The following is a 22,840-nucleotide window of genomic DNA, read 5'->3' on the forward strand; positions in this document are numbered from 1 at the left end:
GGGGAACGCCACATGGCGCGTTTCATAGTTTTAATCAATTTTACAATCGTATTAATTTAGATACAAATGGTAACAGATCCTATAGCAGACTTCTTGACAAGGGTTCGTAATGCTCAAATGGCAGGTCACAGAATAGTGGAAATCCCTGCTTCTAACCTGAAAAAACGTATTACAGAAATTCTGTATGCTCAAGGTTATATCCTGAAGTACAAATTTGAGGATGACAACAAACAGGGTATTATCAAAATCGCCCTGAAGTATGATCCTGAAACAAAACGTCCGGCTATCCAAGCTTTAGAGCGTATCAGCCGCCCAGGTCTGCGTCAATATTCTAAGCCTGCTGACTTTAAAAGAGTTATCAATGGTTTAGGCGTAGCAATCATCAGCACTTCAAAAGGTGTCATGACTGCTAAGCAAGCAAAAGCTGAGAATGTAGGTGGCGAAGTTCTTTGCCACATTTATTAATATTTTTGACTCCTGAATACATTAAGCTGGACATACACAGCTGATCGGTTCAAGAGTTTTTCATCGACTATTAAAAATTTATTGTATGTCTCGTATTGGTAAGAAAACCATTGTTATCCCTGCCGGTGTCACAGTGACTGTCGATAAGGCAAATGTTGTTAAGGTAAAAGGCCCTAAAGGGGAATTAACAGAAAAAATCGACCGCGATATTACGGTTGAAGTAGAAGGCACTGAACTGAAAGTAAGTCGCCCTACAGATCAGATTCGTCACAAGGCTTTGCACGGTTTATATCGTTCAATCCTGGCTAATCTGGTGAAAGGTGTTTCTGAAGGGTTCACTAAAGATCTGGAATTAGTCGGTGTAGGTTATAAAGCGACTAATCAGGGCAATCTGTTGGATCTGTCTCTGGGTTACTCCCACAACATTGTTGTTGATGTACCTAAGGAATTGAAAGTTGCTACCGAAATGGTGAAAGGTAAGAACCCATTGATCAAACTGGAAAGCCACGATAAACAGCTTTTGGGCCAGGTAGCTGCTAAAATCCGCAGTTTACGTAAACCAGAGCCGTACAAAGGTAAAGGTGTTAAATATGTTGGCGAAGTTATCCGTCGTAAGGCAGGTAAAGCAGCTGGTAAATAATATTTTATCCGTATGGGGTAGCCAACCTATCCCATACTTTTCATATAATTATAGCATATTTTCCGGCAGTATCGGAGAATTATAAAATAAATAAAATGAGCAACACATTACAGAAAAAACAAAAGATCCGTTATCGTATCCGTAAGAAGGTCAGCGGAACAGCAGCAAAACCTCGTTTGTCTGTATTTAGAAGCAATACTTCTTTGTATTTGCAACTGATCAATGACGATGAAGGCGTAACCATTACTGCAGCTTCTACAAGAGATAAGGATATCGCTGCTCAGTCCGGCACTAAGACTGAAAAATCTAAGTTAGCCGGTGCTGCTATAGCACGTAAAGCACAGGAATTAGGCATTCAGGAAGTTGTTTTTGATCGCGGTGGTAACTTGTACCATGGTCGTGTTAAAGCAGCTGCTGAAGGTGCAAGAGAAGGTGGTTTACAATTTTAATTCAATTATTTTTAGTTTACAGTAAATAGATGTCAATGTCTAATACAAATATTCAAAGAGGAAAACCAGCAGCTGATTCTGAATTCAAAGAAAAAGTTGTCACTATTAACCGTGTTGTGAAAACAACCAAAGGCGGGCGTACTTTTAGCTTCTCCGCACTTGTTGTTGTTGGTAACGGCGCTGGTACTGTAGGACAGGGTTTGGGTAAAGCAAAAGAAGTTCAGGAAGCAATTGTAAAGGGAATTGAAGATGCCAAGAAGAATCTGGTGAAAGTTCCTGTACATAAAGGTACTATTCCTCATGAACAACATGCAAAAGTTGGCGCAGCAAAAGTAATGATCAAGCCTGCAGCAGCTGGTACTGGTGTAATTGCCGGAGGTAGCATGCGTGCCGTTCTGGAAAGCGCTGGTCTGACTGACGTTTTGTCCAAGAACCTGGGATCTGCTAACCCACAGAATGTGGTTAAGGCAACCGTAAAGGCACTGACTATGTTGCGTGAGCCGCTGGATGTTGCTCGTCAACGCGGTATCAAGGTCTCCAAAGTATTCAACGGGTAAGACTTGGAGCCTGGTGGGAAGACAATTTATCAGTCTTTTCCACCCGAGAATGGAATATTTTTAAAGAAGGAAGCAGGATTCGGACATGAAACTGTTTCATTAACCTCAAAAAGATGGCAAAGATTAAAATAACACAGATTAAAAGTGCAATCGACAGACCAGAACGTCAAAAATTGACGCTGAAGGCTTTAGGTCTGAAAAAGATGAATGCTTCCCGTGAAGTTGAAGCCACACCACAGATTGAAGGAATGGTTAAGGCGGTTAGCCACTTGGTGAAAGTGGAGAAGCTTTAATAGCGGATATAAAGATTTTGCAGTTTAAAATTAATGTATATTTTTGCTGCACTTAAATTTAGGCGAGGGGCGATTCCCCGTTGAGTATAAAAATCAATACAATGAAATTACATGAATTAAAGCCCGCAGCAGGTGCGGTGCACAAAGTAAAACGTCTTGGACGTGGTGAAGCCTCTGGTAAAGGTGGTACTTCTACTAAAGGTAATAAAGGTGGCCAGAGCCGTGCCGGTTATAAAACCAAAATGGCCCATGAAGGTGGTCAGATGCCTATTCAACGTCGGGTTCCGAAGCGCGGGTTTAAGAATCCAGGACATGTTTCTTACAAAGTATTTAACCTGGCTCAGGTTGAGTTACTGGTTGAGAAATATAAATTAGAAGAATTCTCTCTGGAAAACCTGTATATCAATGGTCTGGTTTCCAGAACCGATAAGGTTAAAATCCTAGGAAACGGTGAGATCGCATCTAAAGTTGCCTTCAAAGTTCATGCGGCCAGTGCAAAAGCTAAAGCGGCGATTGAGGCTGCAGGCGGAACGGTTGAAGTTTTAAACTAATTTAAAAATAAATTCCGGACGCATCCCTCGTGATGCGTCTTTTTGTCTTAAATTGCGTTGTCCTAACTTTTAGACGCTCACAACTCTTTTAGTCTTGGTTATAGTCATAACTTGAACTAAAATAATAACTATCGAAAAGGAATGAAAAAGTTAATCCAGAACTTAAAAAATATTTGGAGCATTGATGAATTACGGGAGAAGATTGTCTTCACGTTACTGCTGATTCTGGTGTTCAGGTTTGGAGCGCATGTGGTGATTCCGGGGATTGATCCCAATAAAATCTCTGCTGCCGCTGCACAAACGCAAAATAATGGCTTATTAGGAATGTTTGATACTTTTGCAGGTGGTGCGTTTTCTCAGGCAGGTATTCTTGCCTTGGGCGTGATGCCATATATTTCCGCTTCTATCTTTATGCAGTTGGCAACCGTATTGGTACCGCAATTGCAGAAAATCCAGAAAGAGGGCTCAAGTGGGCAAAAGAAAATTAATCAGATTACACGTTACTTGACGGTGATTGTAACAGCTTTCCAGGCAGTGGCGTATATCTCTTTATTAAAAAGCCCTACTTATGCGGTCGCTTTGATTCCATCTTATCAGCCATATTTCTTTGTTTCTACCCTGTTCGTACTGACCGCAGGATCTCTGTTTGTTATGTGGCTCGGTGAAAAGATACAGGATAAGGGCCTGGGTAATGGTATCTCTATCATCATCATGATTGGTATCCTATCCAGTCTTCCACAGGCGGTTATCCAGGAGTTCCAGTCTAAGCAAGTAAAAGGCGGTGGTGGCCTGTTGATCTTCTTAATTGAAATTGCCTTTTATATCGGCATCAACATGGCACTGGTCTTACTTGTGGAAGGTGTGAGAAAAGTACCTGTGATCTATGCAAAACAGTTAATGGGTAACAAACAAGTAGGCGGCGCTCGTCAGTTTCTTCCTTTGAAAGTGAATGCTGCCGGTGTAATGCCAATTATCTTTGCACAGGCAATCATGTTTCTGCCGACGCTGGTTTCATTCACGGATCTGGATAAGGAAGGCACCATCGTCAAAATCTTCGGTGACCACACCAATGTCTGGTATATGGTGATTTACGGCGGTATGACCATTGCCTTCACTTTTCTGTATACGGCGTTGATCTTCAATCCAAAAGAGATGAGTGAAGACCTGAAAAGGAACAACGGCTTTATTCCTGGTGTACAACCCGGTAAGCCGACGGCGGATTATATTGGTTCTATCATGGACCGTATTACTTTTCCTGGTGCGGTTGCGCTGGCCATCGCGGGTATCCTGCCAGGCTTCGCACAGATGTTGGGTGTTCAACAGAGCTTCAGCTACTATTTTGGCGGTACGTCCCTATTGATCATGGTAGCCGTAATTCTGGATACTTTACAGCAGATCGAAACACATCTGCTTATGCGACAGTATGATGGCCTGATGAGTGGTGGTGCGAGAGTACATGGCCGTAGCCATGTAGGTAGTGGCATCTAAGATTTATACTCGATATCAACATACTTGCAAATATTGTGACCGACCTGTCTGGATCTACATGAAACAGACAGGTCGGTTTCTTTTGTGCCTATATTCTTATTAACTGTGTATTATGGCTTTGTCGTGTATCTAATTAGGTATAATTGTTTTTAATTTATTAATTTTGCGGGGTAAATGCTTAGCATTCAGTTTTAGTTATGTGATCCGGGAGCCGGGCAGGTCCCATATGTAAGGCCGCCTTTTTAAACCTACCATATCCGTATTTGATGATTCAGACAAAAACCAACGCCGAAGTGGCGATCATGCAGCAAAATGCAACCACGATCAGCCGTATTTTAGCTGAAGTAGCCAAGATTCTTAAGCCAGGTATGACGACTTTACAAATAGATGAAATGTGTAAGGAAATGATCCTGGCTGAGGGGGGCATACCGACTTTTTATAATTATTATGGCTATCCTTATAATATGTGTACTTCTGTCAATGATGTCGTTGTGCACGGGTTTCCCAATAGTACACCATTGAAGGAAGGCGATATTGTTTCCCTTGATCTGGGCATTACTAAGGAGGGCTACGTGGGAGAACATGCCTATTCCTTTATATTGGGAGAAACGACACCCGAAAACCTGCAATTAGTACGTGTTACCAAGGAAGCTCTATATAAGGGAATTGAAAAAGCTGTTACTGGCAATCGTGTTGGGGATATAGCGTACGCGATACAGAGTCATACGGAAGGTAAATATGGCTATGGCGTCGTTCGTGAGCTGGTAGGGCACGGGTTAGGTAAGACCATGCATGAAGAACCTAATGTGCCTAATTACGGAAAAAGGGGAACTGGTCCGAAGCTGAAAACCAATATGACTATTGCCATTGAACCGATGATCAATCTGGGAAAAAGGAACATCTTCACGGAGAAGGATGGTTGGACGATTCGTACAAGAGACGGGCAGCCTTCAGTACATTTTGAGCATAATGTATGTGTCAAAGAAGGGAAAGCGCTGATATTATCTGATTTTTCTATTATTGAAGCGGCTGAACGTACTAATAGCAATCTAAATACCTCTTATCACAATATCCAAGAGGATAAATAAGAAGTTTAAAAAGCATGGTACAGGCGTAAACAGCATTCAAAAGAATCTGCAAACTTAGGTTGTCGTTACACAAATACCAGAATGGTACTGTAAAATTTAAAGGGAATTTCTGTACCATGCCTTACCAAAATTACACTTTCTTATTGAAAATGTAAAATTTGCCTTTTTTACTCCTTGTTTATTGATTGCCAGCATGATATTTTAATTTAAACCTCGTTTTATGCAGCATTTAGTGGTCATTGGAGGAGGCGCGTCAGGATATTTTTGTGCAGTAAACGCCGCCAGATTATGCCCCGAGCTGAAGGTGACCATACTGGAAAAAACAGGTAAAACGTTAAGCAAGGTCAGGATTAGCGGCGGCGGCCGCTGCAACGTGACGCACCGGGAGCTGCCAATAGCGACATTTGTGGATCATTACCCCAGAGGCGCGAGACTACTTAAGCGTACCCTTCATCAGTTCGCCGCAGGACACACTGCATCCTGGTTTGAACAGCGGGGCGTCGCTCTTAAAACGGAAGCAGATGGGCGCGTCTTTCCCGTAAGCAATAACTCCCAGTCCATTATCGACGTATTAGAAAAGGACGCTGCAAAATATGGCGTCAAAGTAATGCTGCATCAGGCTGTGGTTGCGCTGCAGAAAAAAGAAGCTATCTGGCAATTGCATCTTTTAGGGCAAGCTGTGCCATTATTGGCTGATTTTGTCTGTGTTGCCACCGGAGGGCTTATGAAGGCCGCAGGATATCAATTTCTTGCAGATCTTGGTCATATTATCCATCCGCCCGTGCCTTCCTTATTTACCTTTAATCTGGGCAAACATTCTGTAACCGAATTGATGGGTGTCAGTGTAGAAGTAGCGACTGTACGTATCATAGGTGCAAAACTGAAGCAATCAGGACCTATACTTATTACCCATTGGGGATTTAGTGGCCCGGCCGTACTCAAGCTGTCCGCCTGGGGAGCAGAATGGCTGGCGGGCAATAATTATCAGTTTTCAGTACAGATCAACTGGCTCGGAGAAATCTGGCCGGAGAAAAGACTCAGAGACAGCTGGCAGGAAATTAGAGACAGGTTAGCTGCCAGGCCCATGGGAGATAAAAACCCGTTTGGCCTGCCCAGAAGACTCTGGAGCTATCTTTTAAAAGCTGCAGGTATCGCCGAGGATCTTTATTGGTCTAAATTGCCTTCCGGGCCACAAAACAAGCTGATTCAACACTTAATTGCTGATGTCTACAGCATAAACGGTAAAACGACATTTAAAGAAGAGTTTGTGACTTGCGGAGGGGTGAACCTGGCTGAGATTGATCCCCGGACGATGGAAAGCAGACTACAAAAAGGTCTTTACTTTACAGGTGAAGTAATGAATGTTGACGGTGTTACCGGAGGTTTTAATTTTCAACATGCTTGGTCAAGTGGTTTTGTAGCAGCCACACATATTGCCGGTCAAATAAATACATAAAAAATCCCCTGCTGTTTTTTGAAGAGCAGGGGAAGATCTTTTGTTGTTTAAAAGTCACAATGATCATTAAAGGCCCAGGCTACCTAATAGAGCAGCCAGGAGAGCCAAAAGTGTGTTTAAGATATCCATTTCTTTAGTATTTACTAGGTGATGCTTACTCTGTTCAAAGGGTTTTCAGCTTTCCCCCGTACCTGAGTTTCGCTGACCGGGGCCATGGGAAACAGACTTCCGGCGACACCGGAGCTAATTGTCAGGTAAATTCGTTTGACCTTACAGACCCAAGCTGCCTAGCAGGGAAGCGATCAGTGCTAACAATGTGCTTACGATTGCCATTTTTGTCGTATTTACTGGGTGATGCTTACTCTATTAAAGGGTTTTCAGCTTTCCCCTACTTGCAATTGTTACCAAAGTTATCGGGGAGAGTGTCATAATCTGACAATCAATTGTGTTTAAAATTATATTTTTAAAAAAATGCATGTGAAATATATACAAGATGAGACCGCGTTCTTGATAAAAAAGTAGAAATAACGCCGCAGTAACTTAATCCGTTAAACCTCATATCTCAAGTAGGCGTCTATGGGTGTGGATAACTGCATAAAATCAAGCCTGGACTGAATTGTTATGCACAATTGGTCAATTATTTGCGGTAGGTGGGCGTCTACCAGTAACTTTATACGGATTTTTAGATATTTCTTATAGTTTTAGGCAAACTATTTGTTTAACTTTCGCATTAAATTTTTAATATGAGTCGTTCGATAAAATTTGTTGGGTTGACGGTCGTAGCTGCTGTAGGCTGTACGGTCCAAATCCAGGCACAGGCTACTAAAATCAATACAGATCCTGATGGTGAATTTAAACAGGCGAAGGATCTGTATTTCAGAGGGCAATATAGTCTGGCCTATCCGATTTTTAAAACGCTTACTTATTCTGCTCCTTATCAGCAAAGCAATATACCAGAAACCAGGGCTGTAGAAGCCAGATTTTATACTTTATCCTGTTCTTTGATGCTGAATCAGGCTTCTGCCGAACAATCCGCCAAAGAGTTTGTCCATTTTGAGCATAGTACCCCATTGGTGCAAATGCTGAGTTTCCAGCTGGCAGAATATTATTTCAGGAAAGAGAATTTTGATCAGGCACTTGAATACTATAAAAAGGCCGGGACAGCTAACCTGAGTAATGAGGAAACAGCGAAATTGCAGTTTCATCAGGGATACTGTCTGTTTACGATGCAAAAATTTGAGGAGGCTGCACCGCTTTTCAACGCCATCCGGCAAATGCCCTCCAATCCTAACTATATCGACGCAAACTATTACTATGGATTTATCGAATTTTATCGGAAGGATTATGACGATGCACTTAATTCACTCCAGATCGTAAAAGACAACCCCAGTTATAGCAAAATTGTTCCTTATTATATTGCCGAGATCTATTATTTTCAGGATCAGAAGGACAAGGCATTGGATTATGCTGAATCGTCCCTTAAATCAGGAGGACAATATTACGAAACTGAGCTGAAACAATTGGCCGGACATATCTATTTTGAGAAAGGGCAATATGCACAGGCGCTGCCTTATTTAGAGGATTATATCACTAAAAGTGCAAAAGTTAAGAGAGAAGACCTTTATGAGCTTTCTTATTGCTATTATCAGGATAAGCAGTGGAATAAGGCTATTGAAGGTTTAAAGGAGTTAGGTGGAAAAGAAGACTCGCTTGCCCAAAATAGTATGTATTTGCTAGGGGATGCTTATTTACACACCGGAGATAAAAGCAGTGCCAGAAATGCCTTTTTATTCTGTTCGCTCAATAGTTCCAATCAGGGACAAAAAGCCATTTCTACTTTCAACTATGCAAAATTATCTTATGAATTAGGGTTCCAGGATGTGGCACTAAGTGAGCTTAAGAAGTTCATTACCACCTATCCTGGCTCTACCTATAATCAGGAAGCCAAAGAATTATTAGTTAGCGTATTGTCTAACGCGAATAATTATAAAGAAGCCCTTTCACTTATACAATCGCTGGGCGGTGCACAAAGTGAGATTGTGCAACGGGCCTATCCCCGTATCCTTTATGGCAGAGCTGTTGAACTGATCAATGATCAGAATGTATCCCAGGCGACAGAATTGATCAATCGGATTTTTAATCTGCCCTATAATGACAAAGAAATCCAGCCAGCTTATTTCTGGAAAGGTGAACTGGCATACAGATCCCAAAATTATAGTGGCGCTATAGAATCACTTAACAGGTATCTCCAGAATCCGGTGAATTATGGAGAAGTAAATGCCAATGATGCGAATTATACATTAGGGTATGCTTATATGCGCTCCGGTGATTACAATAATGCGCTGACGGCTTTCAGAAAGGTCGCTACTAACGCAAACAGTGGTTCTACCAATGTACAGAAAGATGCTTATCTGAGAACCGCAGACTGTTATTTTATGCAGAAAAACTATAGTCAGGCGTCTGCTATTTATGATGATATTATTCGTCAAAACCTGCCTTCTGCGGACTACGCTTATTACCAAAAGGCTGTAATTGCCGGCGCATACGGTAGGGTGGCTGACAAAGTCGCATATTTGCAGGCCTTTGATCAGCAATATGGGAATTCCTCTCTGGCTGCGGAGGCCAATCTGCAAATGGCCAGCGCCTATATGGCCAGCGAGAATTTCTCCAAGGCTGTTGCTCCGTTACAGAAGGTTTTGAGTTCAGATCAGGAAGCTTTAAAACCGGACGCTTATCTGAATTTAGGGGTAACCTACTTTAATATGGGCAATAATGACGCATCCTTGCAGAGTTTCCAGGAGTTGATCAAACGTTATCCTAATGCGGCACAAAGCAATGAGGCCATTTCTTATGTCCGCAATATTTTTATCAATCAACACCAACCGGAAAAATACATGACCTTTATGCAGCAAAACGGCAAACAGGTCAGTTATACGGAGAAGGACTCACTTTCTTATATCTCAGCCTTTAAATCTTATGGGAATGAGGAGTTTGACGCGGCTGTCACCGGCTTTGAAAATTACCTGAGTGCGTTCCCTGAAGGGCAGCATAGTATCGATGCGGCTTACTATCTGGCTGGCCTTTATCGGCAACGGAAGGATAATGCCAATGCGCTGAAATACTATGACATAGTAGCAGGTAAAGCTCCGAATAAATTTGCAGAAGATGCGGTGCTGCAGTCTGCGAGACTCTATTATTTTGATAAGAAGGATTACGCAACAGCGGCGACTTATTATAAACAACTGAAAAACATTGCCACTTCTTCTGAGAATCGCCTGGAAAGTATGCGGGGCTTATTACGTTGTCAGTATAAGCTGGAACAGTGGGCTGATGCTGAATCGAATGCAAAGGATCTCCTCTCACAAAAAGGAATTGCGGATGACGATAAGCAGATATCTAATACCATTATCGCGAAGAACCTGCAGCAACAAGGCGATCTGGATGGAGCCACAGACGCCTATAAGAAGGTATATGCACTGGGCAAATCAGAATATGCAGCAGAGGCCCGCTTCCGCGTCGCAGAAATACTGATGCAGCAAAAAAGTTATAAAGACGCTGAAAAGGCCGCCTTTGATGTGATCAATAAATCTGGATCTTACGATTACTGGATCACCAAATCCTATATTTTGTTAGGAGAGATTTATTTTAAAGAGAAGGATCTGTTTAATGCGGAGGCGACACTTAAAAGTGTCGTAGAGAACGCTTCAGATGAGGCGCTCAAGCAGGAAGCACAAACGCAGTTAGATCAAGTGCTGGCACAGAAAAAGAAAGAAAGCCGTGTTGAATAACAACATATGATTCAGTAATGGTAATTGAAGCGTTATAATCAAAGTTTACACTTTACATTGAACACATGAAAGATAGCATAATCCGATATACTAAAATGAGAAATAAAAGCCCTCTATTGATCGCTACAGTTCTGTTAGGCCTGAACCTTGGATTTGCGGGTAGTGCCAACGCTCAGCGGAGCCATAAAAAGGCTACCGCCAAGAAAACACAGGCACCGGCAAAGGATACTGTTCCACTGGAAGGAGGGAAGAGTTTTACGGTTACCTCCGACTTTACCCCTTCATTGAAGCCGGCCTCTAAGATTAACTTTAGTTCCACAACGGCACTTCCAACGCCGGAGAAGACGCCTTTGAATTATAATGTCCCGGCTCAGAATCTGACCTTTACGTATAACCCGGCTTTTTTGCGGCCGCTGGCCGTCAATATTGATACCGGTTCTGTATGGAGAAACTCTCATTTCGTAAAGCTGGGCTATGGCAACTACGCTACGCCGTATCTGGAAGGAGGCTTTTCATTGGGAGATGGTTATCATTCCGCAGTCACCATCCATGCTAAGCACACCTCTTCTAAAGGTAGTTTGCCGTTGCAGGAGTTTGGAAAGACTGATATCGAAGCCAGCGGCGTATTTGCGGTCAGTGACAAAAATGAACTGGAGGCAAGGGTATATTATGATAATAATAAACAATTTGCTTATGGCGGGCTGATGCCCGATCAGGCTTATAATAAGGACAGCCTGCGAAGAACTTACCATGACATAGGTGTTAAACTGGGTTTTTCTAATAAGTTCCAGAATGCTACCGGTATTGATTATCATCCTACGATTGCGATTGATGCCTTCGGCGATAATCACAGCGGAAAAGAGTCGACTTTGTCATTGGATGCACCATTTAGTAAAAGATTGAACGAGACATTTGTTGCTAAACTGGGTGCAGGTGTGGATGTCAGCAGCTTTAAAAAGGACGGCCTGGCCATTGATAATAATCTGGTCACGATTCGTCCCTCCATTGAGATTAACCGTCCGGATTTCAAAATGAATCTGGGGGTCATCCCGTCCTTTTATAACGGAGAGTTTAACCTAATGCCCAATTTGTCATTAGAAGCAAAAATGAGGGATGAGCGTTTTATAGCGATGGCCGGCTGGAAAGGCTATTATAACAAAAATACGTATCGCTCTCTTACCACATTTAATCCCTGGATCGCTATCCCGATGGATTTTAATTATACCCGAACCTCAGAAATTTATGGAGGGTTTAAGGGAACCGCGGGAGACCACCTGACCTTTAATGCGACGGTAGCATATCTTACTCAAAAGGATGCACCGTTATTTATGAATCGGGCAGATGACAACTTGTTTGATGTGCTCAGTGATGATATCAACAATTTAAGATTTCATGGAGAACTGGGCTTTAACGCAAAACAGAGCTTCTCGTTACTGGCAGGAATCACACTTAATAACTACAGCAAGATTGAGAATGCTGAACATGCCTGGGGACTATCTCCCATTCAAATGAATGGGTCGTTACGTTGGAGAATATTGCCGGCGGTTCTCTTGAAAAGCGACTTAGATCTCTGGACTGGCGGATATTATAATGACCCAACGGATGGGGCAAAGAACCTCAGTGGTGCAGCTGACTGGAATGTAGGAGCGGAAGTGGATATTATAAAGAATGTCGGTCTCTGGTTGCAGGTCAATAATGTGTTGAATAATAAATATCAGCGGTTTTATAACTACCAGACCATTGGCGCAAATATAATGGGGGGCATTATCTTTAACTTTGGCCAGCTGAAAAAATAATCACTATGCAGAGAGATTCTTCCTTATTCCAGCTATTCCTGATCAAGTACCGTAGGCTGCCTCTTGGCAAGATTGGTACAGTTGTATTGGAACAGGAGCCTGCTTTTCATGAATATACCAGTCAGGTTATCCGGCCGGTTAAAGAGGTGTTGCGTTTTTCACCAAAGGCGGATTCCGCGCTGCAGGATAAATTTGAAGAGTTTGCGCAGCTGAAAGGCGTTGATAAAAATAGGGTGACGGCATTATTTGATCAGATTAAAACGCAATTGGATAAGAGTAAACAGGCTTTACTTTCCGGCGTTGGTACACTTCAGATTGAAAACAATATTTATAAGCTGGTTGGGGAAGATCTTTCCGATGTATATTTGCCGCCAGTGAGCGCCGGTGCTGTTATTCACGAAGGTGATGTTCATGAGGTCAAGGTAGGAGAGCAGATCCACACCAGTGACGAAATGAAAGAGATCTTGTCAGGCAAAAAAGGCAACGACTATTGGTGGATCTATGCCTTGGTCCTGATACTGGTGGCTATCGTGGCAATGTTATACTACGTATACGGCGGCCAGTTGAGATAAGAGATCAGCAAAGATACATTTCCAGGTAATTTGGGGCAGGTTGATAGAAATAGGGTATTTGTGAAAGATCCAAATAAGAAGCTGCCGGATATGCCTGATAAAAGACTCAGTCGGCAAAACTCTTATTGTGTTTACTGGCCGGTAAAAACGGATTGCCGGCCGATGATCCGCCGAAGACGTTGCCATCTAAAATTAATGAACTTGCATTACCTATATTAATTTCAGGCATTTATAAGATATCTGCGTGTAATGTGATAAATTCCAATTAACTTTGCTGCAACCTTAAATTCAAAAACTTTACTATGAGAAAACTAATGTTGCTTTTGGGAGTGGGCATTCTTTTATCAACAGCTTCAAGCGCTCAATCATATGAGCGTCCAATCGGATCAGAATTCAGTGTGGGCATAGAAGGTGCATTACCCATGAACGGCTGGGACCTTTATGACGGAAGCACTAGTAGTACCAAGGTCTCAGATTTTGGTATCGGCGCTACGATCAAGTACGCTTATAATTTTAATGAGACGATCGCGGCGACCTTTCAGACCGGATATGTATATTTTCCCGGCAAAGATTTAGGTGGTGGTAAAATTAATACGAGCCAGATACCCATTAAAGCGGGTGTACGCTTTAGCATGAGCCGCTTTTACGTAGAACCTCAGTTCGGACTTAGTTCCCTGAATGTGAAAGTTGCCAGTACGGTTGATTCAGGATCTTATTCCGGCTCAACTACTGCCTTTACATACGCTATTGGTGTCGGTGCGATGGCAGGTCGTAATTTCGACATAGGCCTTCGATATGAAGCAATGTCTAAAGACGGAACAATGGGATTTCTGGCATTGAGACTTGCCTATTCGCTGCCATTTGGCAGATAATCATGTAAACAGCAGAAAGTATATTAATATCCAGGCCGCTTCTAATCAGGAGCGGCTTTGTGCTTTATTGGTTAGATACCTAGCCCCACTTTTGTGTCTGCTGCCTGATGGGGGCAAGATTAAATTGAATCATTAAGACATTGTTAATAATTTTCTTTTATTTTCGATTATTTGCTTATTTTTGCTTATTCTATTTAATTTAGCGGTATTCTTAGTTAGTCTAAATGATGAATTCGGCTCAAAACACCGCAAATGCGCTAATTATATTCAATAATTGAGTTATGTTAAAGGAAATCTATGCTTGCTAACAGACGAAGAGAAAAGATATTTGAACTCATCAAAGAAGATGGAGCTGCCAAAGTTGTAGACCTGGCTAAGATCTTCAAAGTAACGGAAGTGACCATTCGCCAGGATCTGGAAAAGCTGGCAAACGATGGATTGGTTACAAAGGAGCATGGAGGAGCATTTATCAAAAATATCGAAGATCAGGTGCAGTCTTTCTCGTTAAGCCATCGAGGTAATCTTGAAAAGAAACAGGCCATTGCAAAAAAGGCGGTGGAATTCATTAAAAGCGGAGATCGTATTATTTTAGACTCGGGGTCAACATCTACAGAAATTGCCAGGTTATTGCTGGGTCATAAAGATATTACCGTTATCACAAATGCCTTGAATATTGCGATGATGCTAGGCGCCAATCCCGGAATTGAACTGATTGTTACAGGCGGGGAATTTAAAGCGCCAACACTTTCATTAACGGGTCAGAAAGCCGCTGATTTTTTCAAAGGACTCAATGTCAGGAAACTTTTTCTGGCGACTTCCGGCATCTCACTTAAAGCTGGTTTGACTTATCCAAGTATCAGTGATCTGGTCGTGAAAAAAGCCATGATTGACGCTGCAGACATTACTTATCTGATTGCAGATTCTACGAAGATCGGTAAGAGTGATTTTGCGAGCCTGGGCGCTTTGTCGCTCATTGATTATATTCTGACGGATAGCGGTATAGAGGAAAAACATAAACAGGTGTTTGAAGAAAACGATATTGAGCTGATTATAGCTGAATAGCGGCCGGTCGGGAACCGCTGCCGGCCTGCAACGGAAGTTTATTTTCCTTAGAAAGGAATATGAGGATGCGGTACCATCCAAATGACAAAAAACAAAAAAAAGTAAAAAAAGAAAAATAAGATAAAAAATGTCACTAAACAAGAACCCCACGTTAGGTGTAATCATAGGCAACCGGGACTTCTTCCCAGATAAATTGGTCGCAGAAGCAAGAAAGGAACTGCTGGTTTTTTTGAATCAATTAAACATTACGCCCATTATGTTGGGAGAAGCAGATTCCAAGTTAGGCGGTGTGGAAACTTTCGCAGAGGCGCAGGCGTGTGCAGCCTTATTTAGAAAACACGCGGATGTAATAGACGGAGTGTTGGTCGTATTACCCAATTTTGGAGATGAGAAAGGCATTGCTGAAACATTAAAACTGGCCGGTCTGGATGTGCCGGTATTAATACAGGCTTATCCAGATGATCTGGAAAAGCTGGACGTCGTAAATCGCCGTGACGCATGGTGCGGTAAGATTTCCGTTTGCAACAATCTGCATCAGTTTGGCATTAAATATTCTCTGACGACAAAACACGTTACCAGGCTTGACGATGAGGTCTTTCAAAAGGATTTGTCCGATTTTGTGGCAGTCTGCAGGGTTGTAAAAGGGCTTAAGAAAGTGCGTATTGGGGCAATTGGAGCCAGACCGACTGCGTTCAATACCGTTCGTTATAGTGAAAAGCTCCTGCAACGTAATGGTATTTCAGTTACAACGGTTGATTTATCAGAAATATTAGGAAATGCAGATAAGCTAACGGCAAACGACAAGTCAGTTAAAGATAAACTGGATAAAATTCACGCGTACACGCCGACTGGAAAAACGCCAAATGACAAACTGGTACAGATTGCGAAACTTGATGTTGTATTGGAAGAATTCATGCAGGCAAACGCATTAGACTGTACGGCGATACAGTGTTGGACTTCCCTGCAACAGAACTTTGGCTGCAACATTTGTACGAATATGAGTATGATGAGCGAGAACATGCTTCCGAGTGGTTGTGAGGTAGACGTGACCGGCACATTAACTATGTATGCGATGCAGTTGGCCAGCAGCTCTCCGAGTGCCCTGGTAGATTGGAACAACAATTACGCCGACGATGATTCTAAATGTGTACTGTTTCATTGTGGTAATTGGGCTAAGTCCTTTTTGCCAGACATTTCCATGAGTACTGCACCGATTCTTGGCACAACAGTAGGTACGGAGAATACCTATGGTGCACTCGATGGCCGGACGCCCGCCATGCCATTGACCTATGGGCGTATCAGTACGGATGATTTTAATGGTAAAATCCGAGCGTACATAGGCGAAGGCGAGCTGACCAATGATGCGCTGAATACATTTGGCAATAGGGCCGTTGCGCAGATTGATGATCTTCAGGGGCTAATGAAGTATGTGTGCCGCAACGGCTTTGAACATCATGTTGTCATGAATGCAAGTAAAACCGCAGGCATTCTAAAAGAAGCGATGGAAAACTATTTAGGGTGGGAAACCTATGTACATAATTAGAATATCAATATTTCCATTTCATTAAGGTGAATAGGAGTATTGGATATCTGTAATTTAAGAATAAGAGATTTATCTCTTTATTTTTAGCACAGTTAAATTGTGAAAATGACAAGTAAAGAGCTCAAAATAAAATCTATTGAGTATCGTAGAAAGATACTCCAGTATATAGTGAAGGCAAAAGCCGGACATACCGGAGGGAGTCTTTCGTGTGTAGATGTTTTGAATGTCTTATATAATGAAGTAATGCATGTATCTCCGGAGAATTTCACATCTCCGGATCGGGACCGGTACATACAAAGTAAAGGACACTGTGTAGAGGCATTGTTTGTCGTATTGGCGGATAAAGGCTTCTTTCCTGAGGAAGATCTCAATACTTTGTGCAGATATCAGTCACATTATATCGGGCACCCGACCCGAAAAGTTAACGGCGTTGAACAGAATACAGGTGCCCTGGGGCATGGATTGCCTATCGCATCGGGTATGGCAATTGCAGCAAAACTTGATCACAAAGCGTATAAGGTATATACACTACTTGGCGATGGTGAAATGCCGGAAGGAAGTAATTGGGAGGCGGCCTTGAGTGCCGCTCAATATGAACTGGATAATCTATGTGCTATAGTAGATAAAAATGGGTTACAAATAACGGCAGCTACTAAAGATGTGTGTAGTACAGATCCTCTGGATAAGAAATGGGAAGCCTTTGGCTGGGCAGTACGGGAAGTAGATGGCAATGATGTAGATGCACTTAAGGAAGCCTTGTTGGCTGCCCCGTTTGAGAAAGGGAAACCGAGTGTTATTATTGCCCATACAACCAAAGGGAAAGGTGTGAGTTTTATGGAAAACCAGTTAAAGTGGCACCATAAAGTACCGACTTTAGAGGAATTTGACAAAGCGAATCAGGAATTAGAAAACGCAGCCGCATTACTGCTATAAATAAATGAGACAGCTTAAATTATTGTAAATCTATCAAACTCATGGCAGAAAATATAGAGAAAAGACCGTATAAAGCGAATCTGGAAGTGTATTCAGAAACCTTGCAACGGCTGGCGGAAAAAGATAGCGGAATTATTGCGGTGACCAGTGACAGCCGCGGCTCTGGAAAATTGGTACCTTTTGGTGAAAAATATCCGGAGCAGATCATTGAGGTGGGAATTGCTGAACAGAATTTGGTGGGTGTTGCAGCTGGTCTGGCGTCTTGTGGCAAAAAAGTATTTGCCACTTCGCCAGCATGTTTCCTTTCTGCACGCGCTTTGGAGCAAATTAAAAATGACGTGGCTTATAGCAATAACCCTGTAAATGTAGTTGGTATCAGCGCGGGTGTAAGTTATGGGGCATTGGGAACGACGCATCATAGTTTGCATGATTACGCTGTTTTAAGAGCCATTCATAATATAATTGTGGTTGCCCCCGCGGATAACTATGAAACTGAACAAGCAATACAGCAGGCTGCTGACTGGCCAGAACCTGTGTATTTGCGGTTCGGTAAAAAAGCGATGCCCTTTTTAAAAGATGATGAAAAGGATGAGGTATTTAAGTTGGGAAAGGGCCGGGTGATTACAAAAGGAGATGACGCTGTGATAATCGCCTGCGGTGAAACGGTGTATCCGGCGCTAGAGGCAGCGAGTGTTCTGGAGACAGAAGGTATTGCTACCATGGTCATCAGTATGCATACAATTAAGCCTTTAGATACGGGTTTATTGAAAAAGGCTGCTGAGAAATGCAAAGTGGTTGTGACGGTTGAAGAGCATAGTGTTAATGGTGGACTTGGGGAAGCCTGTGCTGCCTATCTGATGCAGCATAGTATTTTCAGGCCTGTTAAGATTATGGGAATTCCTGACGAATACACAGTAACAGGTTCCCAGACGGAGATCTTTAACCACTATGGAATCAATAAAACAGGCATTTCTGATGCCGTCAAAAATTTGTTACAGAATGTGTCGATGGATAAAGCCGACAAATAGGATGTAAAAGCTATAATAGTGCGAAAGTGAGTTCGAGGAGGTGATAGAATGGCTTTGATTTATAGTTATCTGCTAACGAAGTATTTGATCCTAAACGTTATTAAATTCACTCAACATGCTTAGACGTATTAGACAAACCATTCTCATTTTGACTGTCTGTGTTGCATTTGTACAGTGTGGCAGGAAGGAGGATGCCGGGAAAGAAAAAAAGATAGCGATTGTCGTTTCTACGATGAACAATCCCTGGTTTGTGTTTCTTGGTCAGCAGGCAGCAAAAAAAGCCCGGGAATTGGGATATGAAGCGAAGTTGTTCGATTCGCAGAATAATACGGCGTTGGAGAGCGACCACTTTGATAATATCATCGTCCAGCATTTTAGCGCTATTTTATTTAATCCAACGGACGCAGACGGATCTGTGGTGAACGTAAAAAAAGCCGTGGCCGCCGGAATTCCTGTTTTCTGCATGGATAGGGAGGTGAATTCGGCCAATGCCCCTACTTCTCAGATTTTATCTGATAGTTATTCAGGGGCAGTAGCGCTTGGTAAGCGTTTTGTCCAGGAGCTGCATAAGAAAGGCAACTATGTTGAACTGCTGGGACTGGTCGGAGACAATAACACTTGGGCCAGATCAAATGGATTTCATAGTGTAGTGGATCATTATCCAGAACTAAAGATGGTGGCTCAGCAGAGTGCGGATTTTGACAGGAACCAGGCAATGAAAGTCCTGGAGTCGGTTTTGCAGGCACACCCGGATATCGATGGGGTGTTTTGTGGTAATGATGCTATGGCAATGGGTGCTTATCAGGCTCTGGTGTCTGCTGGAATGGCTGACAAGGTTAAAGTATTTGGTTTTGACGGATCCGATGATGTGATTGCGGCCATCAGAGACGGAAAAATTTATGCCACAGGAATGCAGTTCCCGCAGATTATTGCAGAGACAGCGGCCAGTTTTGCAGATGAATACTTAAAAGGGAAGAAAGATGGCTTTCCTAAGAAGGTCCCTGTGGCTGTTGAATTAGTGACTAAAGAGAACGTAAGTGATTACGCGGGTTATGGTAAAAAATAAAAACGCTCCTCATGAATAAATGGATTAAAAATGGCTTGATCGCTGTTCTGATTATATTCCTGGGTTACAATTCTATCTATTTAGAAAAGCTAAATGACAGAGGGACGAAAGGCGGTACCAGGATTGATGCCGCTGCCCTGGCCAGGAAAATCTGGCAAAATAAGGTGGCCGCTAAATTGGACAGTGCTGTAGTTATTGATTCTTTGAAGACATTTATTGAAGCGAATAATAAGCAGGTGTTTGATAAATACACGCATGCGCTGGATATTGGTAACTACCGTTATGCACTGGTAAAAGGACTGGCAACAGTAGCGTCGGTGAATGAAGATGATGTTCGCTTACTGGTAAAGGACAAAGAGCCGTTTAAGGCAGTTCTTGTTACGGAATTTGTCTATGGCAATACTCTACGAGATGCACTGGGTATCTTTAATTTAAAGGATTTCCCTAATACTGAAGATCTGAACAGTATTTCAGAGCAACTAAATAAAATCGTCCGTAAAGAGGTGGTGCCCTCTTTTAGAACCAGGCTAAAGCCAGGTATGCACATTGCTTTTGTGGGTGCCATTCAGATAAATAAAGCTCATGTTCACTTTGACGGATTGGAGATTGTTCCTGTACGTATCAAAATAGTAGAATAATGCTGATTGCTAAGAACATTACGAAGCGATTTTCCGGCGTTACCGCGCTGGATAATGTTAATCTTGAATTGCAAAGCGGTAAGGTTACTGCTATTATTGGGGAAAATGGTGCCGGAAAGTCTACGTTAATGAAGATCCTCTCCGGAGTCTACACGCAATATGAAGGCGATATTATTTTCAACAGTCAAAAGGTTCAGTTTAACTCTACTAAAGAGGCCGAAGACACAGGCATTGCGATTATTCACCAGGAACTCAATCTGGTACCTTATTTAACGATTACACAGAATATTTTTTTGGGCCGTGAATTGCTGGATCGTTTCGGTTTACTGGATAAAGCCAAAATGCAACAGGAAACGCAAAAGCTACTCCGACGGGTTAAATTAGATGTACGCCCTGATGCACTTATCCATAACCTGAAAGTGGGGCAGCAACAGCTCATTGAAATTGCCAAAGCTCTTCATTCTAATGCGGAGGTAATCATAATGGATGAACCGACTTCAGCTATTACTGATAAGGAGGTTGAGAATTTGTTTGTTATCATAAATGAGTTAAGGAGGGATGGGAAAACCGTGGCTTATATCTCTCACAAGTTAAGGGAACTCTTTCAGATAGCCGATAACTATACAGTGCTTCGGGATGGGACTACAGTTGGAAGCGGGGAAATCAAAAATATTACTCAGGATGAGCTGGTAGAGAAGATGTCGGGCCGTAAGATCCGGATTGAAAAGAATGTAAGCAATTTCCGGCAGGACCAGCTTCTGTTGGAGTTAAAAGGGATTTCGTTGAGCAGCCAGGATAATACCGGCAATAAACTGGTGGATAACATTGATTTTGGTTTGTATAAAGGAGAGATTGTCGGCATCTACGGCTTAATGGGCGCTGGCCGTACAGAGCTGATGGAAACTATTTTCGGTTTGCACCCAAAGAGCAGCACGGGAGAGATCCGAATGGAATCCGGTTCCCTAAAGTTTAAATCTCCGGCTGATGCCATCAACGCAGGAATAATGTTAATCCCCGAGGACCGGAAATTACAAGGCCTGTTTCTCGGCCTGGGCGTGAGACCCAATATTAGTATTACGATACTGCAGAAATTACAGCGCTTTGGTTTTTTGCTTAATAGAACTAAAGATAATGCTGTCTGCAGATATTATATCCACCGTCTATCGATAAAAACGCATACTGGAGAGACGCTGGCCAGGAACCTGAGCGGCGGCAACCAGCAAAAAATTGTTTTGGCGAAATGGCTGGCAAAAAATCCAAAGGTGCTGTTACTGGATGAGCCGACAAGAGGCATCGATGTCGGTGCAAAGTCTGAAATTTATAAGCTTATCAGAGAGTTGGCTGCGGGCGGGGTAGGTGTAATCGTAGTATCCTCGGAGATTCCTGAAATACTGGCGGTCGCTAACCGGGTATTGGTGATGTGCGAAGGCAGGCTCTCTGCGGAAATGCCGGTTGCGGAGGCAACTGAATCTAATATGTTAAGATATGCCATTTATCATACAGAATCTCAATAAGATAATATGACAAAAACAAATCAGGTAAATTATTTGAAGCGCTTCCAATCCCTTATTGGGTTATTGTTATTGTGCGTTGTACTAAGCCTTCTGACGGATAGATTTTTAACGACGGAAAACAGTCTGAATATATTAAGACAGACAGCTGTAAATATCTGTATTGCTACAGGGATGACAATCGTTGTCTTGACGGCGGGTATTGATCTGTCAGTTGGTTCTATTCTGGCGCTATGTGGTGCTATTGCCGCAGGGTTGTTAAAAAATGGTATTACACTTCCCTGGGCGAATACATATATTGGTTTTACAGTATTAGGTGTTCTCTTGGCTGGAATTATCATAGGATATGCAATTGGGTTGTTTAATGGCTTCTTTATTACCAGGTTCAAGGTGCCGCCTTTTGTCGCTACATTAGCAATGCTTACAATTGCAAGAGGGCTAACGATGTTGTACACACACGGGCAGCCTATCAGCAATCTGGGTACCCGTTTTGACTTTATAGGGACAGGATCTCTATTAGGATTACCTGTGCCCGTCTGGATCGCCGGAGCAGTTGTCTCGTTGTCTATTTTTCTGATGAAGAAAACCAAATTCGGTCGCTATGTGTACGCCATTGGAGGTAATAAAACGGCGGCGAAGTTTTCAGGAATCAACATTACCCGGGTGATTATGATCTCTTATGCGATCGCCGGGGCCTGTGCTGCGATCGCCGGTCTTATTGTAACCTCAAGATTAGACTCGGCGCAACCTAATGCCGGTATTAGTTACGAGTTGGATGCCATTGCTGCGGTAGTAATTGGAGGAACTTCCCTAAATGGCGGCAGGGGAACGATTTGGGGAACAGTTATTGGTGCCTTGATTATAGGCGTTTTGAATAACGGCCTGGTGTTGTTGAACGTGTCTCCTTTCTGGCAGCAGGTTGTCAAAGGGTCCGTTATTTTGTTGGCTGTGGTGGTGGACAAGTTGGGCCATAAAGATGATTAGAGAGGTCATTAGAGCGGGCATATTGCCCGGCTATTGTTGTAATATGTTCTGAATTGTGTA

The 22,840-nt window shown here is 42.6% G+C and carries 21 protein-coding genes; all 21 read left to right on the plus strand.

Annotated elements, in window-relative coordinates; genetic code table 11:
- Nucleotides 1-66: 66 nt before the first annotated feature.
- The 21 genes from rpsH (at nt 67) to K9M52_RS11055 (ending at nt 22,780) form a co-directional block, all read left to right on the plus strand.
- Complete coding sequence (gene rpsH, locus K9M52_RS10955) at nt 67-465, plus strand: 30S ribosomal protein S8 (protein ID WP_224068467.1); 399 nt, start codon at nt 67-69, stop codon at nt 463-465.
- An 85-nt stretch (nt 466-550) separates the two neighbouring features.
- Nucleotides 551-1,105 carry a 50S ribosomal protein L6 gene (gene rplF / locus K9M52_RS10960; protein WP_224068468.1) on the plus strand — a complete coding sequence of 185 codons (555 nt, stop codon included), beginning with the start codon at nt 551-553 and terminating at the stop codon, nt 1,103-1,105.
- A gap of 95 nt (nt 1,106-1,200) precedes the next feature.
- Nucleotides 1,201-1,554 carry a 50S ribosomal protein L18 gene (rplR, locus tag K9M52_RS10965; protein WP_224068469.1) on the plus strand — a complete coding sequence of 118 codons (354 nt, stop codon included), beginning with the start codon at nt 1,201-1,203 and terminating at the stop codon, nt 1,552-1,554.
- Nucleotides 1,555-1,589: 35 nt separating this feature from the next.
- Nucleotides 1,590-2,111: a 30S ribosomal protein S5 gene (gene rpsE / locus K9M52_RS10970; RefSeq protein ID WP_224068470.1), complete on the plus strand. Its 522-nt coding sequence runs from the start codon at nt 1,590-1,592 to the stop codon at nt 2,109-2,111.
- Nucleotides 2,112-2,224: 113 nt separating this feature from the next.
- Nucleotides 2,225-2,404, plus strand: coding sequence for a 50S ribosomal protein L30 (gene rpmD / locus K9M52_RS10975; protein WP_224068471.1), 180 nt, complete (start codon nt 2,225-2,227; stop codon nt 2,402-2,404).
- A 101-nt stretch (nt 2,405-2,505) separates the two neighbouring features.
- A complete protein-coding gene (gene rplO / locus K9M52_RS10980; protein ID WP_224068472.1) occupies nt 2,506-2,955 on the plus strand; it encodes a 50S ribosomal protein L15 in 450 nt (149 codons plus the stop codon).
- 141 nt (nt 2,956-3,096) lie between these two features.
- Nucleotides 3,097-4,443, plus strand: coding sequence for a preprotein translocase subunit SecY (gene secY, locus K9M52_RS10985; protein ID WP_224068473.1), 1,347 nt, complete (start codon nt 3,097-3,099; stop codon nt 4,441-4,443).
- A 266-nt stretch (nt 4,444-4,709) separates the two neighbouring features.
- Nucleotides 4,710-5,531, plus strand: coding sequence for a type I methionyl aminopeptidase (map, locus tag K9M52_RS10990; protein ID WP_224068474.1), 822 nt, complete (start codon nt 4,710-4,712; stop codon nt 5,529-5,531).
- Nucleotides 5,532-5,751: 220 nt separating this feature from the next.
- Entirely contained in the window at nt 5,752-6,987 is a 1,236-nt protein-coding gene (locus K9M52_RS10995; RefSeq protein ID WP_224068475.1) for a BaiN/RdsA family NAD(P)/FAD-dependent oxidoreductase, read from the plus strand.
- Between the two features lie 743 nt (nt 6,988-7,730).
- Complete coding sequence (locus tag K9M52_RS11000) at nt 7,731-10,775, plus strand: tetratricopeptide repeat protein (protein WP_224068476.1); 3,045 nt, start codon at nt 7,731-7,733, stop codon at nt 10,773-10,775.
- 65 nt (nt 10,776-10,840) lie between these two features.
- The gene (locus tag K9M52_RS11005; protein ID WP_224068477.1) at nt 10,841-12,571 is read left to right on the plus strand and encodes a TonB-dependent receptor; all 1,731 of its coding nucleotides are present in this window, start codon (nt 10,841-10,843) and stop codon (nt 12,569-12,571) included.
- Nucleotides 12,572-12,576: 5 nt separating this feature from the next.
- The gene (locus K9M52_RS11010; protein WP_224068478.1) at nt 12,577-13,143 is read left to right on the plus strand and encodes a hypothetical protein; all 567 of its coding nucleotides are present in this window, start codon (nt 12,577-12,579) and stop codon (nt 13,141-13,143) included.
- A 302-nt stretch (nt 13,144-13,445) separates the two neighbouring features.
- Nucleotides 13,446-14,015 carry an outer membrane beta-barrel protein gene (locus tag K9M52_RS11015; protein WP_224068479.1) on the plus strand — a complete coding sequence of 190 codons (570 nt, stop codon included), beginning with the start codon at nt 13,446-13,448 and terminating at the stop codon, nt 14,013-14,015.
- Nucleotides 14,016-14,312: 297 nt separating this feature from the next.
- Entirely contained in the window at nt 14,313-15,077 is a 765-nt protein-coding gene (locus K9M52_RS11020) for a DeoR/GlpR family DNA-binding transcription regulator (protein WP_224068480.1), read from the plus strand.
- Nucleotides 15,078-15,204: 127 nt separating this feature from the next.
- The gene (locus K9M52_RS11025) at nt 15,205-16,620 is read left to right on the plus strand and encodes an L-fucose/L-arabinose isomerase family protein (protein ID WP_224068481.1); all 1,416 of its coding nucleotides are present in this window, start codon (nt 15,205-15,207) and stop codon (nt 16,618-16,620) included.
- 105 nt (nt 16,621-16,725) lie between these two features.
- Nucleotides 16,726-17,553 carry a transketolase gene (locus K9M52_RS11030; protein WP_224068482.1) on the plus strand — a complete coding sequence of 276 codons (828 nt, stop codon included), beginning with the start codon at nt 16,726-16,728 and terminating at the stop codon, nt 17,551-17,553.
- Between the two features lie 41 nt (nt 17,554-17,594).
- Nucleotides 17,595-18,581: a transketolase family protein gene (locus K9M52_RS11035; RefSeq protein ID WP_224068483.1), complete on the plus strand. Its 987-nt coding sequence runs from the start codon at nt 17,595-17,597 to the stop codon at nt 18,579-18,581.
- Nucleotides 18,582-18,696: 115 nt separating this feature from the next.
- Nucleotides 18,697-19,647 (plus strand): D-ribose ABC transporter substrate-binding protein, encoded by a 951-nt coding sequence (locus K9M52_RS11040; RefSeq protein ID WP_224068484.1) that lies wholly within the window; start codon nt 18,697-18,699, stop codon nt 19,645-19,647.
- An 11-nt stretch (nt 19,648-19,658) separates the two neighbouring features.
- Nucleotides 19,659-20,285, plus strand: coding sequence for a DUF2291 domain-containing protein (locus tag K9M52_RS11045; protein WP_224068485.1), 627 nt, complete (start codon nt 19,659-19,661; stop codon nt 20,283-20,285).
- Complete coding sequence (locus K9M52_RS11050) at nt 20,285-21,799, plus strand: sugar ABC transporter ATP-binding protein (protein ID WP_224068486.1); 1,515 nt, start codon at nt 20,285-20,287, stop codon at nt 21,797-21,799. Before K9M52_RS11045 ends, K9M52_RS11050 begins: the two co-directional genes overlap by 1 nt.
- Before the next feature lie 6 nt (nt 21,800-21,805).
- Nucleotides 21,806-22,780, plus strand: coding sequence for an ABC transporter permease (locus K9M52_RS11055; protein WP_224068487.1), 975 nt, complete (start codon nt 21,806-21,808; stop codon nt 22,778-22,780).
- Nucleotides 22,781-22,840 lie beyond the last annotated feature (60 nt).

This window comes from Arachidicoccus terrestris (assembly GCF_020042345.1).
GTDB lineage: Bacteria > Bacteroidota > Bacteroidia > Chitinophagales > Chitinophagaceae > Arachidicoccus > Arachidicoccus terrestris.

What these genes read in the sequence shown, in the direction of transcription:
- rplF (WP_224068468.1), top strand. Translation starts at nt 551, where the DNA reads ATGTCTCGTATTGGTAAGAAAACCATTGTTATCCCTGCCGGTGTCACA.
- rpmD (WP_224068471.1), top strand. Translation starts at nt 2,225, where the DNA reads ATGGCAAAGATTAAAATAACACAGATTAAAAGTGCAATCGACAGACCA.
- K9M52_RS11045 (WP_224068485.1), top strand. Translation starts at nt 19,659, where the DNA reads ATGAATAAATGGATTAAAAATGGCTTGATCGCTGTTCTGATTATATTC.
- K9M52_RS11055 (WP_224068487.1), top strand. Translation starts at nt 21,806, where the DNA reads ATGACAAAAACAAATCAGGTAAATTATTTGAAGCGCTTCCAATCCCTT.
- K9M52_RS11025 (WP_224068481.1), top strand. Translation starts at nt 15,205, where the DNA reads ATGTCACTAAACAAGAACCCCACGTTAGGTGTAATCATAGGCAACCGG.
- K9M52_RS11000 (WP_224068476.1), top strand. Translation starts at nt 7,731, where the DNA reads ATGAGTCGTTCGATAAAATTTGTTGGGTTGACGGTCGTAGCTGCTGTA.
- secY (WP_224068473.1), top strand. Translation starts at nt 3,097, where the DNA reads ATGAAAAAGTTAATCCAGAACTTAAAAAATATTTGGAGCATTGATGAA.
- map (WP_224068474.1), top strand. Translation starts at nt 4,710, where the DNA reads ATGATTCAGACAAAAACCAACGCCGAAGTGGCGATCATGCAGCAAAAT.
- rplR (WP_224068469.1), top strand. Translation starts at nt 1,201, where the DNA reads ATGAGCAACACATTACAGAAAAAACAAAAGATCCGTTATCGTATCCGT.
- rplO (WP_224068472.1), top strand. Translation starts at nt 2,506, where the DNA reads ATGAAATTACATGAATTAAAGCCCGCAGCAGGTGCGGTGCACAAAGTA.
- K9M52_RS11010 (WP_224068478.1), top strand. Translation starts at nt 12,577, where the DNA reads ATGCAGAGAGATTCTTCCTTATTCCAGCTATTCCTGATCAAGTACCGT.
- K9M52_RS11020 (WP_224068480.1), top strand. Translation starts at nt 14,313, where the DNA reads ATGCTTGCTAACAGACGAAGAGAAAAGATATTTGAACTCATCAAAGAA.
- K9M52_RS10995 (WP_224068475.1), top strand. Translation starts at nt 5,752, where the DNA reads ATGCAGCATTTAGTGGTCATTGGAGGAGGCGCGTCAGGATATTTTTGT.
- K9M52_RS11040 (WP_224068484.1), top strand. Translation starts at nt 18,697, where the DNA reads ATGCTTAGACGTATTAGACAAACCATTCTCATTTTGACTGTCTGTGTT.
- K9M52_RS11030 (WP_224068482.1), top strand. Translation starts at nt 16,726, where the DNA reads ATGACAAGTAAAGAGCTCAAAATAAAATCTATTGAGTATCGTAGAAAG.
- K9M52_RS11015 (WP_224068479.1), top strand. Translation starts at nt 13,446, where the DNA reads ATGAGAAAACTAATGTTGCTTTTGGGAGTGGGCATTCTTTTATCAACA.
- rpsH (WP_224068467.1), top strand. Translation starts at nt 67, where the DNA reads ATGGTAACAGATCCTATAGCAGACTTCTTGACAAGGGTTCGTAATGCT.
- K9M52_RS11035 (WP_224068483.1), top strand. Translation starts at nt 17,595, where the DNA reads ATGGCAGAAAATATAGAGAAAAGACCGTATAAAGCGAATCTGGAAGTG.
- rpsE (WP_224068470.1), top strand. Translation starts at nt 1,590, where the DNA reads ATGTCTAATACAAATATTCAAAGAGGAAAACCAGCAGCTGATTCTGAA.
- K9M52_RS11050 (WP_224068486.1), top strand. Translation starts at nt 20,285, where the DNA reads ATGCTGATTGCTAAGAACATTACGAAGCGATTTTCCGGCGTTACCGCG.
- K9M52_RS11005 (WP_224068477.1), top strand. Translation starts at nt 10,841, where the DNA reads ATGAAAGATAGCATAATCCGATATACTAAAATGAGAAATAAAAGCCCT.